This window comes from Acinetobacter sp. 797_lipA, from assembly GCF_058243025.1.
This window is the reverse complement of the sequence record NZ_JBZAYQ010000001.1, coordinates 1,130,970-1,148,929: the sequence shown is the minus strand read 5'-3', so window position 1 is coordinate 1,148,929 and position 17,960 is coordinate 1,130,970. Positions and strand designations below refer to the sequence as shown.

The window sequence follows — 17,960 nt, the reverse complement described above, 5'->3', positions numbered from 1 at the left end:
CGTCTTCAACCTTATGCGATTTCTTTCAAATCCAGTTCATTACGCATAAATTCCTGCAATTTAAACTTCTGCGCTTTGCCCGAAGCCGTCATTGGGAACTCATTAAAAAACCGGACATAACGTGGAACTTTATTGTGTGAAATGTGTTCCGCACAATACTGTCGGATCGACTCTTCAGTAATTTCATGATGCTCATGTAAAATAATACATGCACACAACTCTTCACCATAACGCACATCTGGCAGACCAATCACTTGGACATCACTGACATCAGGATGGGTATATAAAAAGTCTTCGATTTCTTTCGGAAATAAATTTTCTCCGCCACGAATGACCACATCCTTAATTCGGCCTTTAATTTTCACAAAGCCTGCTTCGTCCATTTCTGCGATGTCACCCGTATGCATCCAGCGTGCTGAATCAATCACTTCTTGTGACTTCTCATGGTCTTCCCAATAACCCAACATTACCGAATAGCCACGAACACATAGTTCACCCAACTGACCGCGCGGCACGACTTTGCCTTGCTCATCTACAATTTTAATTTCAAGATGTGGATGGACACGCCCTACGGTTCCGACTCGTTGTTCAACTGAATCGGAGGTTGAACTTTGTGCACTGACAGGTGCCGTTTCAGTCATACCATAGCAAATGGTAATTTCAGACATATGCATCCGATCAATAACACGTTGCATAATTTCACGTGGGCACGGACTACCCGCCATAATGCCTGTACGTAAACTGGAAAGATCAAAGTCATCAAACTGTTCATGCTCTAAAATGGCAATGAACATGGTCGGTACACCATATGCGGCCGTACATTTTTCTTGCTGAATGGCTTTTAACGTTTCTAAAGGATTGAACACCGCCGATGGATAGACCATGGTTGAACCATGCGTAATACAGGCCAAATTACCCATCACCATACCGAAACAGTGAAAGAGCGGTACAGAAATACAGACTCGATCGGCAGGGCTTAAGTGAATGGATTCACCAACAAAATAACCATTATTGAGAATATTATTATGTGTCAGCATTGTGCCTTTCGGGTTACCCGTGGTGCCCGAAGTAAACTGGATATTGATGGTTTCATCAAACTGCGATTCGCTTGCAACGAGCTCTAATTGATTGAGCTGTCTCTTGCTGGGGGGAGTAAGCAAATCACTAAAACGATGCAGCCCTGTATGTTCTTCTTCATCAATTTTAATAATATATTTTAAATGTGGCAGTCGTTCTGCCTTTAACACTTTATTTTCAGCACCTTTAATTTCAGGGGCAATTTTCATTAGAATATCTTGATAATTCGTGCTTTTAAATTGCGATGCAATGACCAAGCCCTTACAAGAGACTTTATTCATCACATATTCGAGCTCATTACTTTTATAGGCAGGGTTCAAGTTGACTAAAATGATGCCCGCTTTAAACGCAGCAAACTGGGTGATCGTCCATTCCACACAGTTCGGTGACCAAATCGCAAGTCGATCGCCTTTCTTCAAGCCCAGTTTTAGTAAACTACAGGCAAACGCATTGACCTGAGCTTGTAATTCCTTATACGTGAGTCTGACATTTTGATGCAGGCTGACAACAGCATCTTGTTCCGCATACTGCTGACAAGCCTGATCAAATTTCTCACCAATCGTCATGCCTAATAGGGGCTGACTGCTCGTTCCATAGGCATAACTTAACCGTTTTTGTGTCATCGAATCGATCTCCTTGATTCATTGTAATCTTGTTATTCAACTTTAATTGTTCTATGACTACTTCCCTTCAAACACCAAGCCTTTGTGTTCACACCTGCTACTATTTTTCCTCCTGAACCTGAACTGCATTGACACAAAATTCGGCAATTTGTTTCACAAAGTAGTCTTTATAATTTTGATCAAACATCACATTTCGAGACGGATTTAAAGGCTCAATCACCACAAAAGTCATGGCGCCGACCACACAAAGTGCTGCGGTATTTAAATCTTCAAATCCAAAATCACCGTTAATTTTCCCTGCGGCCAGTATTTCTTTGATGCTCTGTTTAATCAGCTGTTTACTGCGAAAACGTTCATGTTCTAACTCAGCATCGACTGGCTCAAACATGAGTGAATACGCAAGTTGGGGGCTATTCATAGCACGTTTCACAAACGTGGTTACCGCCTTGTCCAATTTCTGTTTTGACGAGAGCTCACTTTCAGCAATGTGATTTAAAATTTTCACCTCATGCTGAATGGCCTCAGACAAAACCTCAATTAACACTTGGCTTTTATTATCGAAGTATCGATACACCAAACCACTCGAAACACCCGCGCGTTCAGCTATTGCTTGAATTTGCGCGTCTTTAATCCCCCCTTGAGCAATAAGTTCACGAGCGGATTGCAAAATCGCTTCACGATTTTGTTCCATTCGCTCTTGCATCAACGATGATCTTTTATAACTCATAATTCTATTCTCAACCAGATAAAATGAATTGTAAATCAATTTGTGAATTTTAGTTCACTTTTTTAAAAATTCGATGTATTGTAAAAATCAAGCACAACAAAAATGCTTGATCAGGAACAATAAATACACTCATAGGACGAATGAAGAAATGACCCTACAAAGCTTAAATTTCGGTTTAGATGAAACACTCATTGCACTGCGTGATTCCGTTGCGGCTTTTTGTGCCAAAGAAATTACTCCTATTGCTCAACAAGTCGATCAGAAGAACGAATTTCCGGCTCAGTTGTGGAAAAAATTTGGCGATATGGGCTTACTCGGTCTAACCGTCAGTGAAGAATATGGCGGTACAGGCCTAGGTTATTTAGCGCATATCATTGCCATGCAGGAAATCTCACGTGCTTCAGCTTCGATAGGTCTTTCTTATGGTGCACATTCTAACCTATGTGTGAATCAAATTAACCGAAATGGCAGCGAAGAACAAAAGCAGCGCTATTTACCTAAGCTGATTTCAGGTGAATACGTCGGTGCACTTGCCATGTCTGAACCAAACGCAGGCTCAGACGTAGTCAGCATGAAACTCAAAGCTGAAGATTGTGGCGATCACTTCCTGTTAAATGGTTCAAAAATGTGGATCACCAATGGTGGTGATGCTGATGTACTAGTGGTGTATGCCAAAACTGATCTGCATGCAGGCGCTAAAGGCATGACGGCTTTCCTTGTAGAAAAAGACATGGAAGGTTTTAGCCACGGCACACATTTAGACAAGTTGGGCATGCGTGGTTCGAACACTTACCCACTGTTCTTTGACAATGTGAAAGTGCCAAAAGAAAACGTAATGGGCGGTGTTGGAAACGGCACCAAAGTGCTCATGAGTGGTTTGGACTATGAGCGTGCGGTTTTAAGTGCAGGTCCTTTAGGCATTATGGATGCCTGCATGGACACCGTGATTCCCTATATCCATGACCGTAAACAATTCGGCCAAGCGCTCGGTGAATTCCAGCTAATGCAAGGCAAAATTGCCGATATGTATTCGACTTGGTTGGCATGTAAAGCGTTGGTTTATGCCGTGGGTGCTGAGTGCGATAAGGCCGACCATAGCCGTAGCCTACGTAAAGATGCAGCCAGTGCAATTTTATATGCTGCTGAAAAAGCCACATGGATGGCAGGTGAAACCATTCAGACCTTAGGTGGAAATGGCTATATCAATGAATTTTCTGCAGGCCGTCTATGGCGCGATGCAAAACTCTATGAAATTGGCGCGGGAACTTCTGAAATTCGCCGTATGTTGATTGGCCGTGAACTGTTTAATGAAACAGCTTAATCCTCCACAACAATAAAAATGACAAGGATGTTCGTGATGAATCAATTACATAGCAAGATCAATATTCGAAGTGAAGACTTCAAAACCAACCAAACCGCGATGCAAAGCTTGGTCGATGACTTAAAGCAAAAAGCAGAACAAATTGCTTTAGGTGGCGGTGAAGCGGCGCGACAAAAACATTTGGCACGCGGAAAACTGTTAGCACGTGATCGTATTGATCAGTTAATTGATGCAGGCACGGCATTCCTTGAAATTGGTCAATTGGCAGCACAAAACGTCTATGCAGACGATGTGCCTGCGGCTGGTGTCGTTGCTGGTGTAGGTCAGGTCAATGGTGTGGCCTGCATGATCGTCGCCAACGATGCGACAGTGAAAGGCGGCACGTACTACCCATTGACGGTGAAAAAACACTTACGTGCTCAAGAGATTGCTGAGCAAAACCATCTGCCCTGTATTTATTTGGTGGACTCAGGTGGTGCATATTTGCCGATGCAGGATGAAGTTTTCCCTGACCGTGATCACTTTGGCCGTATTTTCTATAACCAAGCACGTATGTCGAGCATGGGAATTGCCCAAATTGCAGTGGTCATGGGCAGTTGTACAGCTGGTGGTGCATATGTACCTGCCATGTCTGATGAAACTATTATTGTGCGTAATCAAGGGACGATTTTCTTAGGTGGCCCACCGCTGGTGAAAGCTGCAACAGGTGAAGTGGTCAGCAGTGAAGACTTAGGTGGTGGTGATGTGCATACTCGCCTGTCCGGTGTGGCAGATCATTTGGCTGAAAACGACGAACATGCTATTGCTATTGCTCGTAACATCGTAGCCAACCTGAATAAAACACCACATACACGTGCAACAGAGATTGAAGAACCATTATTTGATGCAACTGAACTGTATGGTGTTGTGCCAAGTGATGCACGCAAACCATTCGATATTCGTGAAGTGATTGCGCGCATTGTCGATGGTTCACGTTTTGATGAATTCAAAGCTCGCTTTGGCACCACCTTAGTCACTGGTTTTGCCAAAATCTATGGCATGCCCGTTGGCATTATTGCCAACAACGGTATTTTATTTTCAGAGTCTGCACAAAAAGGGGCTCACTTTATTGAGCTATGTACACAGCGCAATATTCCCCTACTATTCCTCCAAAACATCACTGGCTTTATGGTCGGTCGCCAATACGAAAATGAAGGCATTGCTAAAAATGGCGCTAAACTGGTCATGGCTGTTGCAACCGCGAACGTGCCGAAACTCACTCTTGTGATTGGTGGTTCATTTGGTGCAGGCAACTACGGTATGTGTGGTCGTGCCTATTCTCCACGCTTCATGTGGACATGGCCGAACTCGCGTATTTCGGTGATGGGTGGTGAACAAGCGGCAAGTGTATTGTCGACCTTAAAGCGTGATCAAATCGAAAAACGTGGCGAGTCTTGGTCTGCGGCAGAAGAAGATGATTTTAAACAACCTTTCCGCGATCAGTTTGAACGACAAGGCCATCCATATTATGCATCGGCGCGTTTATGGGATGACGGTGTGATTGACCCTGCACAAAGCCGTCAGGTGCTCGGTTTAAGTTTAGCCGCAGCCTTAAATGCACCCATTCAACCGACCAAATTTGGCGTGTTCCGCATGTAGGAGATGAGCGATGAGCTTTCAATATTTACAACTCGAACAACGCGACCAAGTGGTAACGGTATGGATTAATCGTGCAGAAATGCATAATGCCTTCAATACTCAAGTGATTGAAGAACTGCACCGCTGCTTTAGCGAACTCAACACACGTGATGATGTGCGCGTCGTGATTTTAGCTGGACGTGGCAAAAGCTTCTCGGCGGGTGCTGACCTGAACTGGATGAAAGAAGCAGGACAAGCCTCACAGGCTGAAAATGAAGCCGATGCACTGAAACTAGCGAAAATGCTACAAAGTTTAGCAACATTAAAACAACCAACCATTGCCCGTGTGCAAGGCATTGCTTTTGGTGGTGGGATGGGCCTGGCTTCTGCCTGTGATATTTGTGTCGCAAGCAGTGATGCTAAGTTTGCAACCTCTGAAGTGCGCTTAGGTTTAGCCCCTTCAACCATTAGCCCTTATGTGATTCGTGCGATTGGTGCACGTCAGGCTTCACGCTACTTTTTAACCGCAGAGCGTATTTCTGCGGAGCAAGCCCTACACATTGGTCTGGCGCATGTAGTGGCCGATGCTGAACATCTGGATGAAAAAGTCGCAGAAATGGTCGATGCCTTACTTTTGGGTGGGCCAGAAGCACAAACTGCTTCAAAACAACTCATCCAAATGGTCGACCAGCAAGTGTTAACCGAAGCATTGTTGTTGCAAACAGCACAACATATTGCCCATGTACGCCAAGGATCAGAGGCGAAAAATGGCTTAAATGCTTTTTTAAATAAACACAGTCCAGTCTGGATCAAGACGACGGCATAACAACAAGAAAGGATATCGATATGTTTAATAAAATCTTAATTGCGAACCGTGGTGAAATTGCTTGTCGTGTGATCCGAACTGCAAAAAAAATGGGCATTGCGACCGTTGCAGTCTATTCAGATGCTGACGCTCAGGCACAGCACGTGCAACAAGCCGACGAAGCCATTTATATCGGCGAATCTCCTGCTGCACAAAGCTACCTACAAATTGAACGTATTATCCAAGCTGCCTTAGACACAGGCGCAGAAGCAATTCATCCGGGTTATGGCTTTTTATCTGAGAATGACCAATTTGCCAATGCCTGCCAAAAAAACAACATTGTCTTTATTGGTCCACCTGTAGATGCCATTTTAGCCATGGGCCTCAAAGCCACTTCTAAATCCTTAATGGAGAAAGCAGGTGTACCGCTGACACCGGGCTACCATGGCACCAACCAAGATCCTGATTTTTTAAAACAACAAGCCGATGCCATTGGCTACCCTGTGCTGATTAAAGCCAGTGCTGGCGGTGGGGGTAAAGGCATGCGTTTGGTTGATCGCGGCGAAGACTTTTTAAGCCATCTAGCTTCATGTAAAAGTGAGGCGCGTTCAAGCTTTGGCAATGATGATGTACTGGTTGAACGCTATGTGGTACAACCGCGCCATATTGAAGTACAAGTTTTTGGTGATACGCATGGTAACTATGTGCACCTCTTTGAACGCGATTGTTCGGTACAACGTCGCCATCAAAAAGTACTAGAAGAAGCGCCTGCACCCCAAATGGCAGAGCCAAAACTCGAAGCCATGCGCCAAGCCGCTATTGATGCAGCACGTGCAGTGGATTATGTCGGTGCAGGGACAGTTGAGTTTATTGTGGAACAAGACGGCACGGCGTATTTCATGGAAATGAATACTCGCCTGCAAGTTGAGCACCCTGTAACAGAGATGATTACAGGGCAGGATTTGGTGGAATGGCAACTACGTGTCGCTTTTGGTGAACCGCTACCAAAACAACAACACGAGCTGAGTATCCATGGTCATGCATTAGAAGCGCGTGTCTATGCTGAAGAGCCTGAAAAAGGTTTCTTACCTGCGATTGGTAAAATTCACTACCTGCACTACCCTCAGCAAAATGAGCATGTCCGTGTAGACAGTGGCATTGTTGAAGGGGATGAAATTACGACCTTTTACGACCCAATGATTGCCAAATTAATTGTTTGGGCAAAGAATCGTGAAGCCGCACTCACCCAAATGCACCATGCTCTGAGTCAATTTCATGTCGATGGCTTGGGCAATAACATTGCATTCTTAGACCGTTTGGTCCGTTCAGAATCGTTTAAAACCGCCAACCTAGACACCAACTTAATTCAACGTGAAGAAGCTTTTTTACTGCAACACAATGAAACAGCCTCTTCAGAGCTCATTATCGCGGCGGCATTGATTGAACTCTTGTCTCGCTTTGCCAGCAATAAAATAGCTGCAAATCCTGTATGGCAAGCCGAGTCTCTATGGCGTTTAAATATTAATGCCAGCTATGCCATTAAACTGGCACTAAACGATGAAGAACATAAAGTCTATTTCAGCCCAACAGCAAAAGGCTTTACAGCGAAGTACAATGGACATAGCGTTTTCATTCTGGGTGAATTGTTAGAGGCGCATTTAGCTAAAATTGAATGTGCAACAAGCAAAAAGACCTATGCTTATAGTTCAAATGCACAGGGCCTCACCCTGTATGCAGACGGTCAAAGCTATAAATTTGCACATATTCAGCCTAACTTTAATACTGAAGATGATGCTTCTGATGCCAATAACTTAAAAGCACCAATGCCGGGTGTGATTACGCAAGTCTTGGTACAAAACAACAGCGCAGTGAAAAAAGATGATGTCCTCCTCACGCTTGAAGCAATGAAAATTGAATATTCAATTCGTGCTCCACATGATGGCATTGTCTCTGCAGCTTACTTCCAAGTCGGTGATCAGGTCAAAGCAGGCGATGAATTGGTTGAGTTTTCAAGCTTGGAAGGTGCCGCATGAATGAATTTGTCAGAATTGTCGAAGTTGGGCCGCGAGATGGTTTGCAAAATGAAAAGACACCGCTCACTTTGGATGACCGTCGTAAACTGATTTTAGATTTAATGCAGACAGGACTCCGTGCAATTGAAGTGGGCTCTTGTGTCTCTGCAAAGTGGGTTCCACAAATGGCACAAAGTGACGAACTCTTTGCCAGCTTACCTAAAGATCCGAATATCAGTTTTAGTTTACTGACTCCGAACTTAAAAGGGTTTGAGTCTGCTTTGGCCGTCGGCTGTCAGGAGGTTGCCGTTTTTACAGCAGCCTCTGAAAGCTTTACCCAAAAGAACATCAATTGCTCCATTGACGAAAGCTTTGAAAAATTTGCAGACATCATGGCGGCGGCGAAAGCCCATAACATCAAAGTGCGTGGTTATGTGTCTTGTATTGTCGACTGCCCCTATGAAGGCGCAATTGCACCGAGCAAAGTTGCACACGTCAGTCAACGTTTACTCGACATGGGCTGCTATGAAGTGTCCTTAGGTGAAACGATTGGTACGGCGACACCAGACCGCGTGAAAAAAGTCTGGCAGGCATGTTTAGCTGAAATGGATGCCGCGAGTTTAGCAGGACATTTTCATAATACCTATGGCATGGCCATTGCCAATATTTACCAGTCTTTAGAACAAGGCATTCGTGTATTTGATTCGTCCATTGCAGGTTTAGGCGGCTGCCCTTATGCCAAAGGCGCATCGGGCAATGTCTCCACAGAAGACCTTTACTACCTACTCTCCAACATGGGCTATGACACAGGGATTGATCTTGATGCACTGATGATTGCCAGCCAAAACATCAGCCAAGTGCTACAACGCACCAATCCATCTAACTATGCCAATGCCTACTGGCAAAAGCGCTGTGCCTAAGCCATTCCATTGATAACGAGAACACTATGGTCAATAAAGTTTATTCAAGTGCAAAGGATGCACTGCAAGATGTAGTTCAAGATGGTCAAACCCTAGCGGTTGGTGGCTTTGGTTTATGCGGTATTCCAGAAAGTCTGATTACGGCCTTAAAACAAACGGGCGTGAAAAACCTCACCTGTATTTCGAACAATGCAGGCGTCGATGGTTTCGGCTTAGGACTCTTATTAGAAAGCAAACAAATCAAAAAAATGATTGCTTCCTATGTAGGTGAAAACAAAGAATTTGAACGTCAGTTCTTAAGTGGTGAGCTTGAAGTGGAGCTCACCCCTCAAGGTACACTGGCAGAAAAACTCCGTGCTGGAGGTGCAGGTATTCCCGCTTTCTTTACCGCAACAGGCGTCGGTACGCTTATTGCCGAAGGCAAAGAAGAGCGTATGTTTAATGGCAAACCTTATATTCTAGAAAACTCACTCACCGCAGACATTGCACTCGTGAAGGCATACAAGGCCGATACTGCAGGTAACTTAATTTTCCGTAAAACCGCACAAAACTTTAACCCTGTATGTGCGATGGCTGGAAAAGTCTGCATTGTCGAAGTTGAGGAAATTGTTGAAATTGGCGCTTTAGATCCAGACCAAATTCACCTGCCGGGTATTTATGTCAATCGCATTGTGCTGAATGCAAACCCTGAAAAACGTATCGAACAATTCACATTAAAAGAGGAGGCTTAACCCATGGCTTGGTCTCGTAATGAAATGGCACAACGTGCAGCGCTTGAGCTGGAAGATGGTTTTTATGTCAATTTAGGCATTGGCTTACCCACACTGGTGGCCAACTATATTCCTGAAAACGTCAACGTCTGGTTGCAGTCTGAAAATGGATTGTTAGGTATTGGCGAGTTTCCAACAGCCGAAACAGTCGATGCCGATTTAATCAATGCTGGAAAACAAACTGTTACTGCACGTCAGGGCGCCGCATTTTTCTCTAGTGCAGATTCTTTTGCCATGATCCGTGGAGGTCATGTCAATATCGCCATTTTAGGGGCAATGGAAGTCTCACAAAATGGCGATTTGGCCAACTGGATGATTCCGGGTAAAAAAGTCAAAGGCATGGGTGGCGCCATGGATTTGGTTGCTGGAGTACAAAAAGTGGTGGTGCTCATGGAACACTCTGCAAAAGATGGTACGCCGAAAATTGTCGAGCAATGTAGCCTGCCCCTGACAGGTAAAAATGTCGTACATCGCGTGATTACTGATCTCGGTGTCATGGACATTACGCAGGAAGGTGTGAAATTAGTTGAACTGGCGAAAGATGTCAGTTTTGAAGATATTCAGAAAGTGACGGGTGTTGCTCTGATCCGCTAATTCGACATCCTCTATACAATAAAAAAATAATCCAATGCCTTTAAAGCAGCGATCCTGTTTTAAAGGCATTTCTATCAGCACGGATAGGCTGAATCAAAAATTCATACCTTATAGATAAAAATGGAATCAATGCATGGAAAACTCTCAAAATATTTTGCAACGTTTTGCACTACGTGTCAGTGATTGGTCGGAGAAATGGTTTCCAGACTCTTATATTTTTGCCCTATTGGGTGTCGTGATCGTCGCGATTGCTTCGATCAGCATTGGCGCACCTGCCAAAGATGTCGCAGTGTCCTTTGGTGATGGTTTTTGGAGTCTGATTCCTTTTACCTTACAAATGTGTATGCTGATTGTGGTTGGTTATGTGGTTTCTGTTTCAAAGCCTGTGGAGCTACTGATTCAAAAAATGGCTCGAATTCCCCATAGTGGCCGCGGTGCGATTGTTCTTGTTGCGACAGTCAGTTTATTAATTTCGCTGATTAACTGGGCCATGAGTACGGTACTGACTGCCCTGCTGGTGATTGCTTTAGCTAAACGCAAAGAACTCAATATGGACTATCGTGCTGCCGCTGCCGCCGCGATTATTGGTATGGGAGCAACGTGGGCCTTAGGTATTAGTTCTTCTGCGGCACAACTGCAAGCCAACAAAGCCAGCCTGCCCGAATCGATTTACAATCTAACCGGTGTGATTCCCTTCACCGAAACCATTTTCTTGCCTCAGTCGATGATCATGACGGCTGTATTGATTATTGCCTCGATTGCTATTGCATTTTGGTCTGCACCCAAAGGGCAAGACATTAAAACCATTGATCAATTCCCCATCCAGTTTGAGGAAGAAACTAAGCCGACAGCAACCACAAAACGCCCAGGAGACTGGTTAGAGAACTCGCCTTTATTGAGTATCTTGATTGTGCTCTTGGGTCTAGTTTGGATGTTCAATGAGTTCAGCAAAAGCAATCCGATCTTGGCTATTTCAAGCCTAAACACCTACAACTTTATTTTTCTCATGCTGGGTATTGCACTGCATGGTACGCCACGAAATTTCCTCAATGCTGTCACCAAAGCCGTGCCAGCGGTTTCAGGTGTCCTAATTCAGTTTCCACTGTATGGCAGTATCGCCTTTATGATGACGCAAGCGTTAAACAGCCATGATTTATCGCTATCACATTATATTGCTGAGTTTTTTGTTTCGATTGCCTCCAAAGAGACCTTTGCCATTGTGATGGGCTTATATTCTGCCATTTTAGGCTTTTTCATTCCTTCTGGCGGTGGTAAATGGATTATTGAAGCACCCTATGTCATGCAAGCTGCACATGATTTAAAAGTGCATTTGGGCTGGTCGGTGCAAATCTATAATGCTGCTGAAGCCTTGCCGAATTTAATCAACCCATTTTTTATGCTGCCAATGCTTGGCATTCTCAAATTAAAAGCCAAAGATGTGATCGGCTTTACCGTCACTCAATTGGTTTTCCACCTGCCTTTGGTGCTGTTCCTACTTTGGATTTTAGGCCGTAGCCTAACCTATATGCCTCCTACCTTCTAAACCAAGGAAGAAAATACAATCTAAATAAAAAAGGACGAATCATATTCGTCCTTTTCTCATTCTATAAATATTCAATAAAGCGTATTTTCAATATAGCCCAATTAATTAAACACATTATTTAAATACACAATGCGCTCATTGGTTTTTTGGTTAAAGCACTTGGTATATTGCAATTGTTGATCTTGGGCACGTAAAGCATCATCCCAATATTGCGACTGCTTTTGATAGGTTTCTTTTTCACTATCCGTCATTTGGTAGACACTTTTTTGGGAAATCACTTTACAGTCTACATCACGTTTTTCAAACCACTCAGTTTGGTCTTGTTGTAGCTGCTGTTTTTGCTCCTCAGTGAAATTGTCCCAAGTTTGGTTCAGTCGTTCCACTACCTTGACTTGGTCAGTATCCAGTTCCTTCTTACGAATATTCATGGCTTTCTGTGCCAGTTCCATCTGCGCAACTTCTTGCTCATTATATTGTTTTATATTCTTTTGTATTTCTGCATTTTCTTTTTCATATGCCGCAAACTGAACCGCATGCTGAGTCACCAACACTACACCATCAATCACGCCATTTTGGTTCGGTACATTGAGGCTAATGCCTTCTTTATCCGTTTTAATGATGTTATAGCTAAATGCACCTTGTAGCTGATCATTGTCTAAGTTGAGTGAATATTCACCCTCTTCTAAAACATCACGCAAAGTACTTTGATAACCGTCCTCACACTCTTCGCATGGACGCGCTAAAAACGCATTTTCAGCACGTTTCTGTAACCCTTTCGGGAAAATCACCACCAACTGACTTTCACAATCCAATTGCTTCGCAGTTTCAGGCTTTTCTGTGGTCGTTGAAATCCCTTTAATTTCAAAACGAATACCGTTATTAATCTGTGTTAATAATTTTTCATCGGCCTCATATTCACGGCTATCACGCAAACGGCGGTCTAGGGCTTTTAAGTATTCAGCTTTTAAATGCGCTTGAATTTGTTCGACATTGGCAGGAGCCGTACAACTCCAATCTGACATCTCTTGCGGTTCAGCAACCGTTTCTGTTTTATTCTCTGTTCGGTTACAAGCACTTAAAAATAAACTGCTCAAGATTAGACTGGCAAAAATTGTGTTCTTCATCATTGTTATAAAACCATAAGGCTGTTGTTTTTCGCAGCGTATTTAACCAAAAAATAAGCTTTTATGCGAGTATCTAAATAAAAGAACCCTGCCGTAGCAGGGTTAAAGTATCACTTAGTTGACCTTTTCTACACCACGTTCATCTACTTCACGCACCACACCAGAGTCTGTATTTAAAACCTCAAACTCGATACGGCGGTTTTTAAACTTACCTTCATCAGTTTGATTGTCTGCTATTGGCTTTTCTTGACCATAACCAATCGCTCGCAACTGCGCAGGATCGACGCCTTTAAAAATTAAATAATCCACCACCGCTTGTGCTCGATTTTGCGACAAGGTTTTATTGACTGCCGCATCTCCCGTTGCATCTGTATGCCCCATCACGGTTAGTTTGACTTGCGGTGCTTTTTGCATCAGTGCTGCGGCCTGATCCAAAATCGACTTATTGACATCAGGTATCGCCGATGAAGCTGTATCAAAGTTAATAATTTGCAAATTCAATGCCGTGGCAACGTCTAGTGCTCGAACTTGCTCAGGATTAATTTCTGCCAGCGCACGCTCAGCATCACTAATACTGGTATCCACAGCACGGTTTACATCCAGTGGTTGCTGAGTCACAACCGTCATATTGCGCAGTAAAGGTTTAATTTGATCTGCCACTTTAAGTGCATTGGCTGGATCTTGTGATTGAATCGATAACTGATTGCCAAACCATGTTAAATTTACATTGGGCACACCTTTCAACGCACTGATTACACTGGGTATCGCATCTTGATCAATAAATTCAGTGTGATACATACTCTGCATATCTGCACCACAACCGATGCTGTTATTAAAAATTTGCTTTACTTCTTTTTGTAAAATTTCAACATAAGCAGCATTGGCTGAGAAAATTTGGCAGGTGACCAAGTCTCCTGTTGCCCCAGTGGTGATTTGAAATTTAGCGGGTTGGCTGGCATTCACATTTGCAGCAGGTATTGTTTCAGTCGTGGCTTTGTCGGTACAGGCTCTAAAAATAAAAGCAAACAATGCCGCAAAAATAATTAAAGCCAAAATTGGCAGTAAAAATGACCGTTTCTCATCTACTTTTGTAGCATGTACACTTGTAGGCGCGACATGTGTAGCCTGTCCTTGTAAGGTATTTACCCCCAATCCAGCCAGTAATGCAGTTGCCCACTCAGGTAACGCACGACTAATGGAATCCGTGTTGACCTGTAGTAAATGGGAAATCGCTTCAGGTTCTGAAGAGCCTGCCTCTGTGGCTAAAAATGCTAATGCAGGTGTAATCGAACGGCTCAAGGTACTTTCAATTTCATCTGCGGGTGCTGCCCCGCGGACATGATCCAAAAACTGTTGCTTGAGACTGACATTCGATGCAAAAGCATCATTAAGACGTGGATTCAACTGCTGTTGAAATGCAGGAATCAGTTCAGACTTTGACTTTAATATAGACAGTAAAATTGGTAAAAAGGATTGAATTGCTTGATTTTTTTCAAGTAAATGTTGTGTATCACCCTCTAAAACAATTGCAGAGACATTTTGTTTTAGTAAATCCATAAAATCGACATTCATGAAGTCTTACCCCACTTTTTCTCATTGTTTTCATCATCATTTTCCAGTTTATCTGTTCATTTTTTACACTTTGTAAAATATTGTATTTGCATCAGTTTTACCTAGGCCCAATAAAAAAGCCAGCCGAAGCTGACTTTTTAATCCACGTTTAAGGCAATATTTAAGCTGCAAAAGTTTTTAGAACTTTTCCTTTCACCACTTGATTGATCAAAGGCGTATTTTTACCTTGCGACAAAATATTGTCTTTATTCACAATCCAGTCTAACTCAGGATCAACCAACACCCAACCAGCTTCAGCAGACCAACGTTCAAGCATATTGGCTACCGTGGCTGGTGCAATCGTGACTTTTTCGACCCATTCCAAAGGGCTAAATAAACCTTCACGCACCAATTGCACACCGAAAGTTACATAGGTATCAAAAGCGGTAATACCTGGCTGTGTTTCAGCAAATGGTGCAAGCTTTGCAGAGCTGCTCAGCGGTTCATGATGCGTACAAATCGCATCGATCACTCCACTTTTCACACCTTGGCGAAGGAGCTCTTTATCCGACTCAGCACGTAACGGAGGACGGACGTGTGCAAGTGAGTTAAAGCCATCAATCAGCTGATCTGTTAAATGCAGCTGATGCATCGCCACATCACATGTGACTGGCAGGCCTTTATCTTTGGCAATTTTGATCAAATCGACAGAAGCGCCTGTAGACAATAAGCCAAAGTGAGCACGAACACCCGTCGCTTCAATCATTAGCAAATACTTAGCAATGGCAATGGTTTCAGCAATCGCTGGGATGGTCGGTAAGCCCTGACGCGATGCCACAAAGCCCTCATGGACACAGCCATCTTTGGCAATTTGCGGTTCTTCGGCATAAAACACCACCGTCATACCAAGGCCTGCTGCGTATTCTAAAGTGCGCAGCACCACATCGTCATCTGCAAAAGGCGCATTGGCATTTGAAACTGCTTTACAACCGCCCTTTTTAAGACCCGCCATATTTGCAGGTTGCTTACCTTGTAAGCCTTGGGTTTGAGCACCAATCACTTCAAGATAAATACCGCCATCCAGCATCGCTTTTTCCATCAGACCATGAATCAAAGCACCATTGTCTTGCACAATCGGTTTTGAGTCTGGCGGTGTAAACACATGCAAAATACCATTTCCACGCGCAGCGCGACCTTCTGATTTTAATGTCCCGTGCTGCTGCTGACCTGGCTCACGTAGGCGTGCACATAAGTCCACCATCGTTGGTATCAACCACTTGCCTTGACCATCGATTGTTTCAGTGACATTGGCTGTTTCAGCAACCAACTTGCCATTTTCGATATACACCGTTTGAACCACATCTGTTTGATGAATTGGGTCAAGAACACGTACATTTTCAATTTTTACAACAGTCATGACTTATTCCTTATACCGCAATCGCGTCTAACAAACCTTGCTCTTGCAGTTGACCTTGCATTGCAAGCGCCAAAACTGCCATACGTACAGCAATCCCGTTGGTCACCTGATTTAAAATCACAGACTGCGGACCATCGGCAATACTGGAATCAATCTCTACACCACGGTTCATAGGCCCCGGATGCATCACGATGCAATCAGGTTTTGCCATCGCAAGACGTTCTTTGTTTAAACCGTACATTTTGTAGAATTCAGCTTGAGATGACAGCGCAGGCGAATCAATACGTTCATTTTGAATACGTAAGGTAATAATCACGTCGCAGTCTTGAATCCCTGCTTCCATGTTATTAAATAGACGTACACCTTCACCATATTCATCAAAGCCGTATGGCAGCAGCGTGTTTGGTGCAATTACACGAATGTCTTTACACCCCAGTGTTTGTAATGCAGCAACATCTGAACGCGCCACACGTGAATGTTTAATATCACCAATGATGGCAATTGAAATATCTTCAAATTTCTTTTTGGTTTCACGGCGAATGGTCAGCATGTCCAACATAGCTTGTGTTGGATGCGCATGACGGCCATCACCTGCATTGATAATTGCAACCTGTGGACAAACGGTTTGGGCAATAAAATGTGCCGCACCCGACGAAGAATGACGTACCACAAAAATATCCGCAGCCATCGCTTCTAAGTTCCATAAAGTGTCTCTGAGCGTCTCCCCTTTGGAAGTACTTGAACGTGCGATATCAATATTTAATACATTTGCAGAAAGACGTTTTGCCGCTGCTTCAAAAGTGGTACGAGTACGGGTTGAGTTTTCAAAGAAAAGGTTCATTACCGTTCGACCTTCTAAGAGGTTGTTGGTAATCAGCTGATTTTGGTCATTAAAAAAGGACTGCGCGGTGTCCAATATTTTTGTAAGAGTTTCTTTAGAAAGACCTTCGATGGTGAGGAAGTGTTTGAGATGACCATCTTGGTTGAGTTGAATCTGACTCGGAGTATGCAATGCTGCCAAGTGCATGAGAGATTCCTTGTACGTTAAGTTAACGCATTATACAGATTTTCTTTTTGATTTGGACCTCAGTTTAAAACAATTGCCTTAATTATCATCGGCTTCAAAACTAAGGTTATGAAATTCTTATCTATTATTTCAACCAGTTAAATTAAACCATCAAAGGCTAAATTAGCCAAATTCAGAGTTCATCAAATTGCTATAAATATCAATTCTATAGAGTTTCTTATCTCATTTATCCCAAGCGGACATTTTAAAAAGCTCTCTTGCGAGAGCGATCCAACTTCAGCGATTCTTATCGTAAAGCGCCAATATAGTGATGTGACACCTGGGCACGGTAGATTTCTTCTTCAGTGGCTTCCAACTCATGTCGTGTCGTGTCGACCTGTTTAGGTTTTTCGATCACGGCGGTTTCTTCATAGTTAAAAACATCCATGACACTGTCTAAACGACTCACCAATCGAATCAGTTCAGCATCTTCTGTACTTAAAGCAAGCTCTGCCATTTGACGTGCATAACTTGGGTTTTCCACCAAATACATCACATCAATTACACGCCCCGATACACGGCGCAAACGTGCATAAAGTAAAGTTGCAATTGAAAAAGCATCAGCATGACTTACAACACCGCGATCTAACTTGGTCGACATATTCATCCCCTTTCAAGTGAAAAATATTTACTAACGATCTATCAGAAATCAGTCAGTAAATTTAACTTGCAACGATTTAGCAAAATACGTACCAAAAACGTTATTGTTCACATGGTGATTCATTTATTTTAATATTTCCGCTGAGTAGAAGCATATTTAAAAAACCATTCAGAGGCAAAATACGTTAAACTT

15 protein-coding genes are annotated in these 17,960 nt (G+C 43.3%); 8 read left to right on the top strand and 7 right to left on the bottom strand.

Annotated features, from left to right (window positions below; genetic code table 11):
- Nucleotides 1-11: 11 nt before the first annotated feature.
- Nucleotides 12-1,700 carry an AMP-binding protein gene (locus AC4CU2_RS05560; protein WP_490768406.1) on the bottom strand — a complete coding sequence of 563 codons (1,689 nt, stop codon included), beginning with the start codon at nucleotides 1,698-1,700 and terminating at the stop codon, nucleotides 12-14.
- 100 nt (nucleotides 1,701-1,800) lie between these two features.
- Nucleotides 1,801-2,427: a TetR/AcrR family transcriptional regulator gene (locus AC4CU2_RS05555; RefSeq protein WP_490768405.1), complete on the bottom strand. Its 627-nt coding sequence runs from the start codon at nucleotides 2,425-2,427 to the stop codon at nucleotides 1,801-1,803.
- Nucleotides 2,428-2,575: 148 nt separating this feature from the next.
- On the opposite strand from AC4CU2_RS05555, the gene AC4CU2_RS05550 reads away from it, so the two are divergent.
- The 8 genes from AC4CU2_RS05550 to AC4CU2_RS05515 all read left to right on the top strand — a co-directional run bounded on the left by AC4CU2_RS05550 (nucleotide 2,576) and on the right by AC4CU2_RS05515 (nucleotide 12,009).
- A complete protein-coding gene (locus tag AC4CU2_RS05550; RefSeq protein WP_333653066.1) occupies nucleotides 2,576-3,748 on the top strand; it encodes an isovaleryl-CoA dehydrogenase in 1,173 nt (390 codons plus the stop codon).
- A gap of 36 nt (nucleotides 3,749-3,784) precedes the next feature.
- Nucleotides 3,785-5,386 carry a carboxyl transferase domain-containing protein gene (locus tag AC4CU2_RS05545; protein WP_490768404.1) on the top strand — a complete coding sequence of 534 codons (1,602 nt, stop codon included), beginning with the start codon at nucleotides 3,785-3,787 and terminating at the stop codon, nucleotides 5,384-5,386.
- A gap of 10 nt (nucleotides 5,387-5,396) precedes the next feature.
- A complete protein-coding gene (locus AC4CU2_RS05540; protein ID WP_490768403.1) occupies nucleotides 5,397-6,191 on the top strand; it encodes an enoyl-CoA hydratase/isomerase family protein in 795 nt (264 codons plus the stop codon).
- Nucleotides 6,192-6,211: 20 nt separating this feature from the next.
- Nucleotides 6,212-8,203, top strand: a complete 1,992-nt coding sequence (locus AC4CU2_RS05535) for an acetyl/propionyl/methylcrotonyl-CoA carboxylase subunit alpha (RefSeq protein ID WP_490768402.1) — start codon at nucleotides 6,212-6,214, stop codon at nucleotides 8,201-8,203.
- The gene (locus tag AC4CU2_RS05530; protein ID WP_490768401.1) at nucleotides 8,200-9,102 is read left to right on the top strand and encodes a hydroxymethylglutaryl-CoA lyase; all 903 of its coding nucleotides are present in this window, start codon (nucleotides 8,200-8,202) and stop codon (nucleotides 9,100-9,102) included. The genes AC4CU2_RS05535 and AC4CU2_RS05530 overlap by 4 nt, the downstream gene beginning before the upstream one ends.
- 26 nt (nucleotides 9,103-9,128) lie before the next feature.
- Nucleotides 9,129-9,833 carry a CoA transferase subunit A gene (locus AC4CU2_RS05525; RefSeq protein ID WP_242759376.1) on the top strand — a complete coding sequence of 235 codons (705 nt, stop codon included), beginning with the start codon at nucleotides 9,129-9,131 and terminating at the stop codon, nucleotides 9,831-9,833.
- Between the two features lie 3 nt (nucleotides 9,834-9,836).
- Nucleotides 9,837-10,466 carry a CoA transferase subunit B gene (locus AC4CU2_RS05520; protein WP_078426227.1) on the top strand — a complete coding sequence of 210 codons (630 nt, stop codon included), beginning with the start codon at nucleotides 9,837-9,839 and terminating at the stop codon, nucleotides 10,464-10,466.
- Between the two features lie 133 nt (nucleotides 10,467-10,599).
- Nucleotides 10,600-12,009 (top strand): short-chain fatty acid transporter, encoded by a 1,410-nt coding sequence (locus AC4CU2_RS05515; protein ID WP_004696201.1) that lies wholly within the window; start codon nucleotides 10,600-10,602, stop codon nucleotides 12,007-12,009.
- 101 nt (nucleotides 12,010-12,110) lie between these two features.
- Here the strand turns inward: AC4CU2_RS05515 and AC4CU2_RS05510 are convergent, their stop codons facing one another.
- The 5 genes from AC4CU2_RS05510 to AC4CU2_RS05490 all read right to left on the bottom strand — a co-directional run bounded on the left by AC4CU2_RS05510 (nucleotide 12,111) and on the right by AC4CU2_RS05490 (nucleotide 17,768).
- Nucleotides 12,111-13,136: a DUF1311 domain-containing protein gene (locus AC4CU2_RS05510; RefSeq protein ID WP_114836820.1), complete on the bottom strand. Its 1,026-nt coding sequence runs from the start codon at nucleotides 13,134-13,136 to the stop codon at nucleotides 12,111-12,113.
- A gap of 111 nt (nucleotides 13,137-13,247) precedes the next feature.
- Entirely contained in the window at nucleotides 13,248-14,705 is a 1,458-nt protein-coding gene (locus AC4CU2_RS05505) for an OmpA family protein (RefSeq protein WP_114836821.1), read from the bottom strand.
- Nucleotides 14,706-14,865: 160 nt separating this feature from the next.
- Complete coding sequence (locus AC4CU2_RS05500; RefSeq protein WP_114836822.1) at nucleotides 14,866-16,101, bottom strand: dihydroorotase; 1,236 nt, start codon at nucleotides 16,099-16,101, stop codon at nucleotides 14,866-14,868.
- A gap of 10 nt (nucleotides 16,102-16,111) precedes the next feature.
- Nucleotides 16,112-17,128, bottom strand: coding sequence for an aspartate carbamoyltransferase catalytic subunit (locus tag AC4CU2_RS05495; RefSeq protein ID WP_490768400.1), 1,017 nt, complete (start codon nucleotides 17,126-17,128; stop codon nucleotides 16,112-16,114).
- A gap of 286 nt (nucleotides 17,129-17,414) precedes the next feature.
- Nucleotides 17,415-17,768 carry a hypothetical protein gene (locus AC4CU2_RS05490; protein ID WP_004696191.1) on the bottom strand — a complete coding sequence of 118 codons (354 nt, stop codon included), beginning with the start codon at nucleotides 17,766-17,768 and terminating at the stop codon, nucleotides 17,415-17,417.
- Nucleotides 17,769-17,960: the final 192 nt, after the last annotated feature.

What these genes read in the sequence shown, in the direction of transcription:
- AC4CU2_RS05560 (WP_490768406.1), bottom strand. Translation starts at nt 1,700, where the DNA reads ATGACACAAAAACGGTTAAGTTATGCCTATGGAACGAGCAGTCAGCCC.
- AC4CU2_RS05555 (WP_490768405.1), bottom strand. Translation starts at nt 2,427, where the DNA reads ATGAGTTATAAAAGATCATCGTTGATGCAAGAGCGAATGGAACAAAAT.
- AC4CU2_RS05550 (WP_333653066.1), top strand. Translation starts at nt 2,576, where the DNA reads ATGACCCTACAAAGCTTAAATTTCGGTTTAGATGAAACACTCATTGCA.
- AC4CU2_RS05545 (WP_490768404.1), top strand. Translation starts at nt 3,785, where the DNA reads ATGAATCAATTACATAGCAAGATCAATATTCGAAGTGAAGACTTCAAA.
- AC4CU2_RS05540 (WP_490768403.1), top strand. Translation starts at nt 5,397, where the DNA reads ATGAGCTTTCAATATTTACAACTCGAACAACGCGACCAAGTGGTAACG.
- AC4CU2_RS05535 (WP_490768402.1), top strand. Translation starts at nt 6,212, where the DNA reads ATGTTTAATAAAATCTTAATTGCGAACCGTGGTGAAATTGCTTGTCGT.
- AC4CU2_RS05530 (WP_490768401.1), top strand. Translation starts at nt 8,200, where the DNA reads ATGAATGAATTTGTCAGAATTGTCGAAGTTGGGCCGCGAGATGGTTTG.
- AC4CU2_RS05525 (WP_242759376.1), top strand. Translation starts at nt 9,129, where the DNA reads ATGGTCAATAAAGTTTATTCAAGTGCAAAGGATGCACTGCAAGATGTA.
- AC4CU2_RS05520 (WP_078426227.1), top strand. Translation starts at nt 9,837, where the DNA reads ATGGCTTGGTCTCGTAATGAAATGGCACAACGTGCAGCGCTTGAGCTG.
- AC4CU2_RS05515 (WP_004696201.1), top strand. Translation starts at nt 10,600, where the DNA reads ATGGAAAACTCTCAAAATATTTTGCAACGTTTTGCACTACGTGTCAGT.
- AC4CU2_RS05510 (WP_114836820.1), bottom strand. Translation starts at nt 13,136, where the DNA reads ATGATGAAGAACACAATTTTTGCCAGTCTAATCTTGAGCAGTTTATTT.
- AC4CU2_RS05505 (WP_114836821.1), bottom strand. Translation starts at nt 14,705, where the DNA reads ATGAATGTCGATTTTATGGATTTACTAAAACAAAATGTCTCTGCAATT.
- AC4CU2_RS05500 (WP_114836822.1), bottom strand. Translation starts at nt 16,101, where the DNA reads ATGACTGTTGTAAAAATTGAAAATGTACGTGTTCTTGACCCAATTCAT.
- AC4CU2_RS05495 (WP_490768400.1), bottom strand. Translation starts at nt 17,128, where the DNA reads ATGCACTTGGCAGCATTGCATACTCCGAGTCAGATTCAACTCAACCAA.
- AC4CU2_RS05490 (WP_004696191.1), bottom strand. Translation starts at nt 17,768, where the DNA reads ATGTCGACCAAGTTAGATCGCGGTGTTGTAAGTCATGCTGATGCTTTT.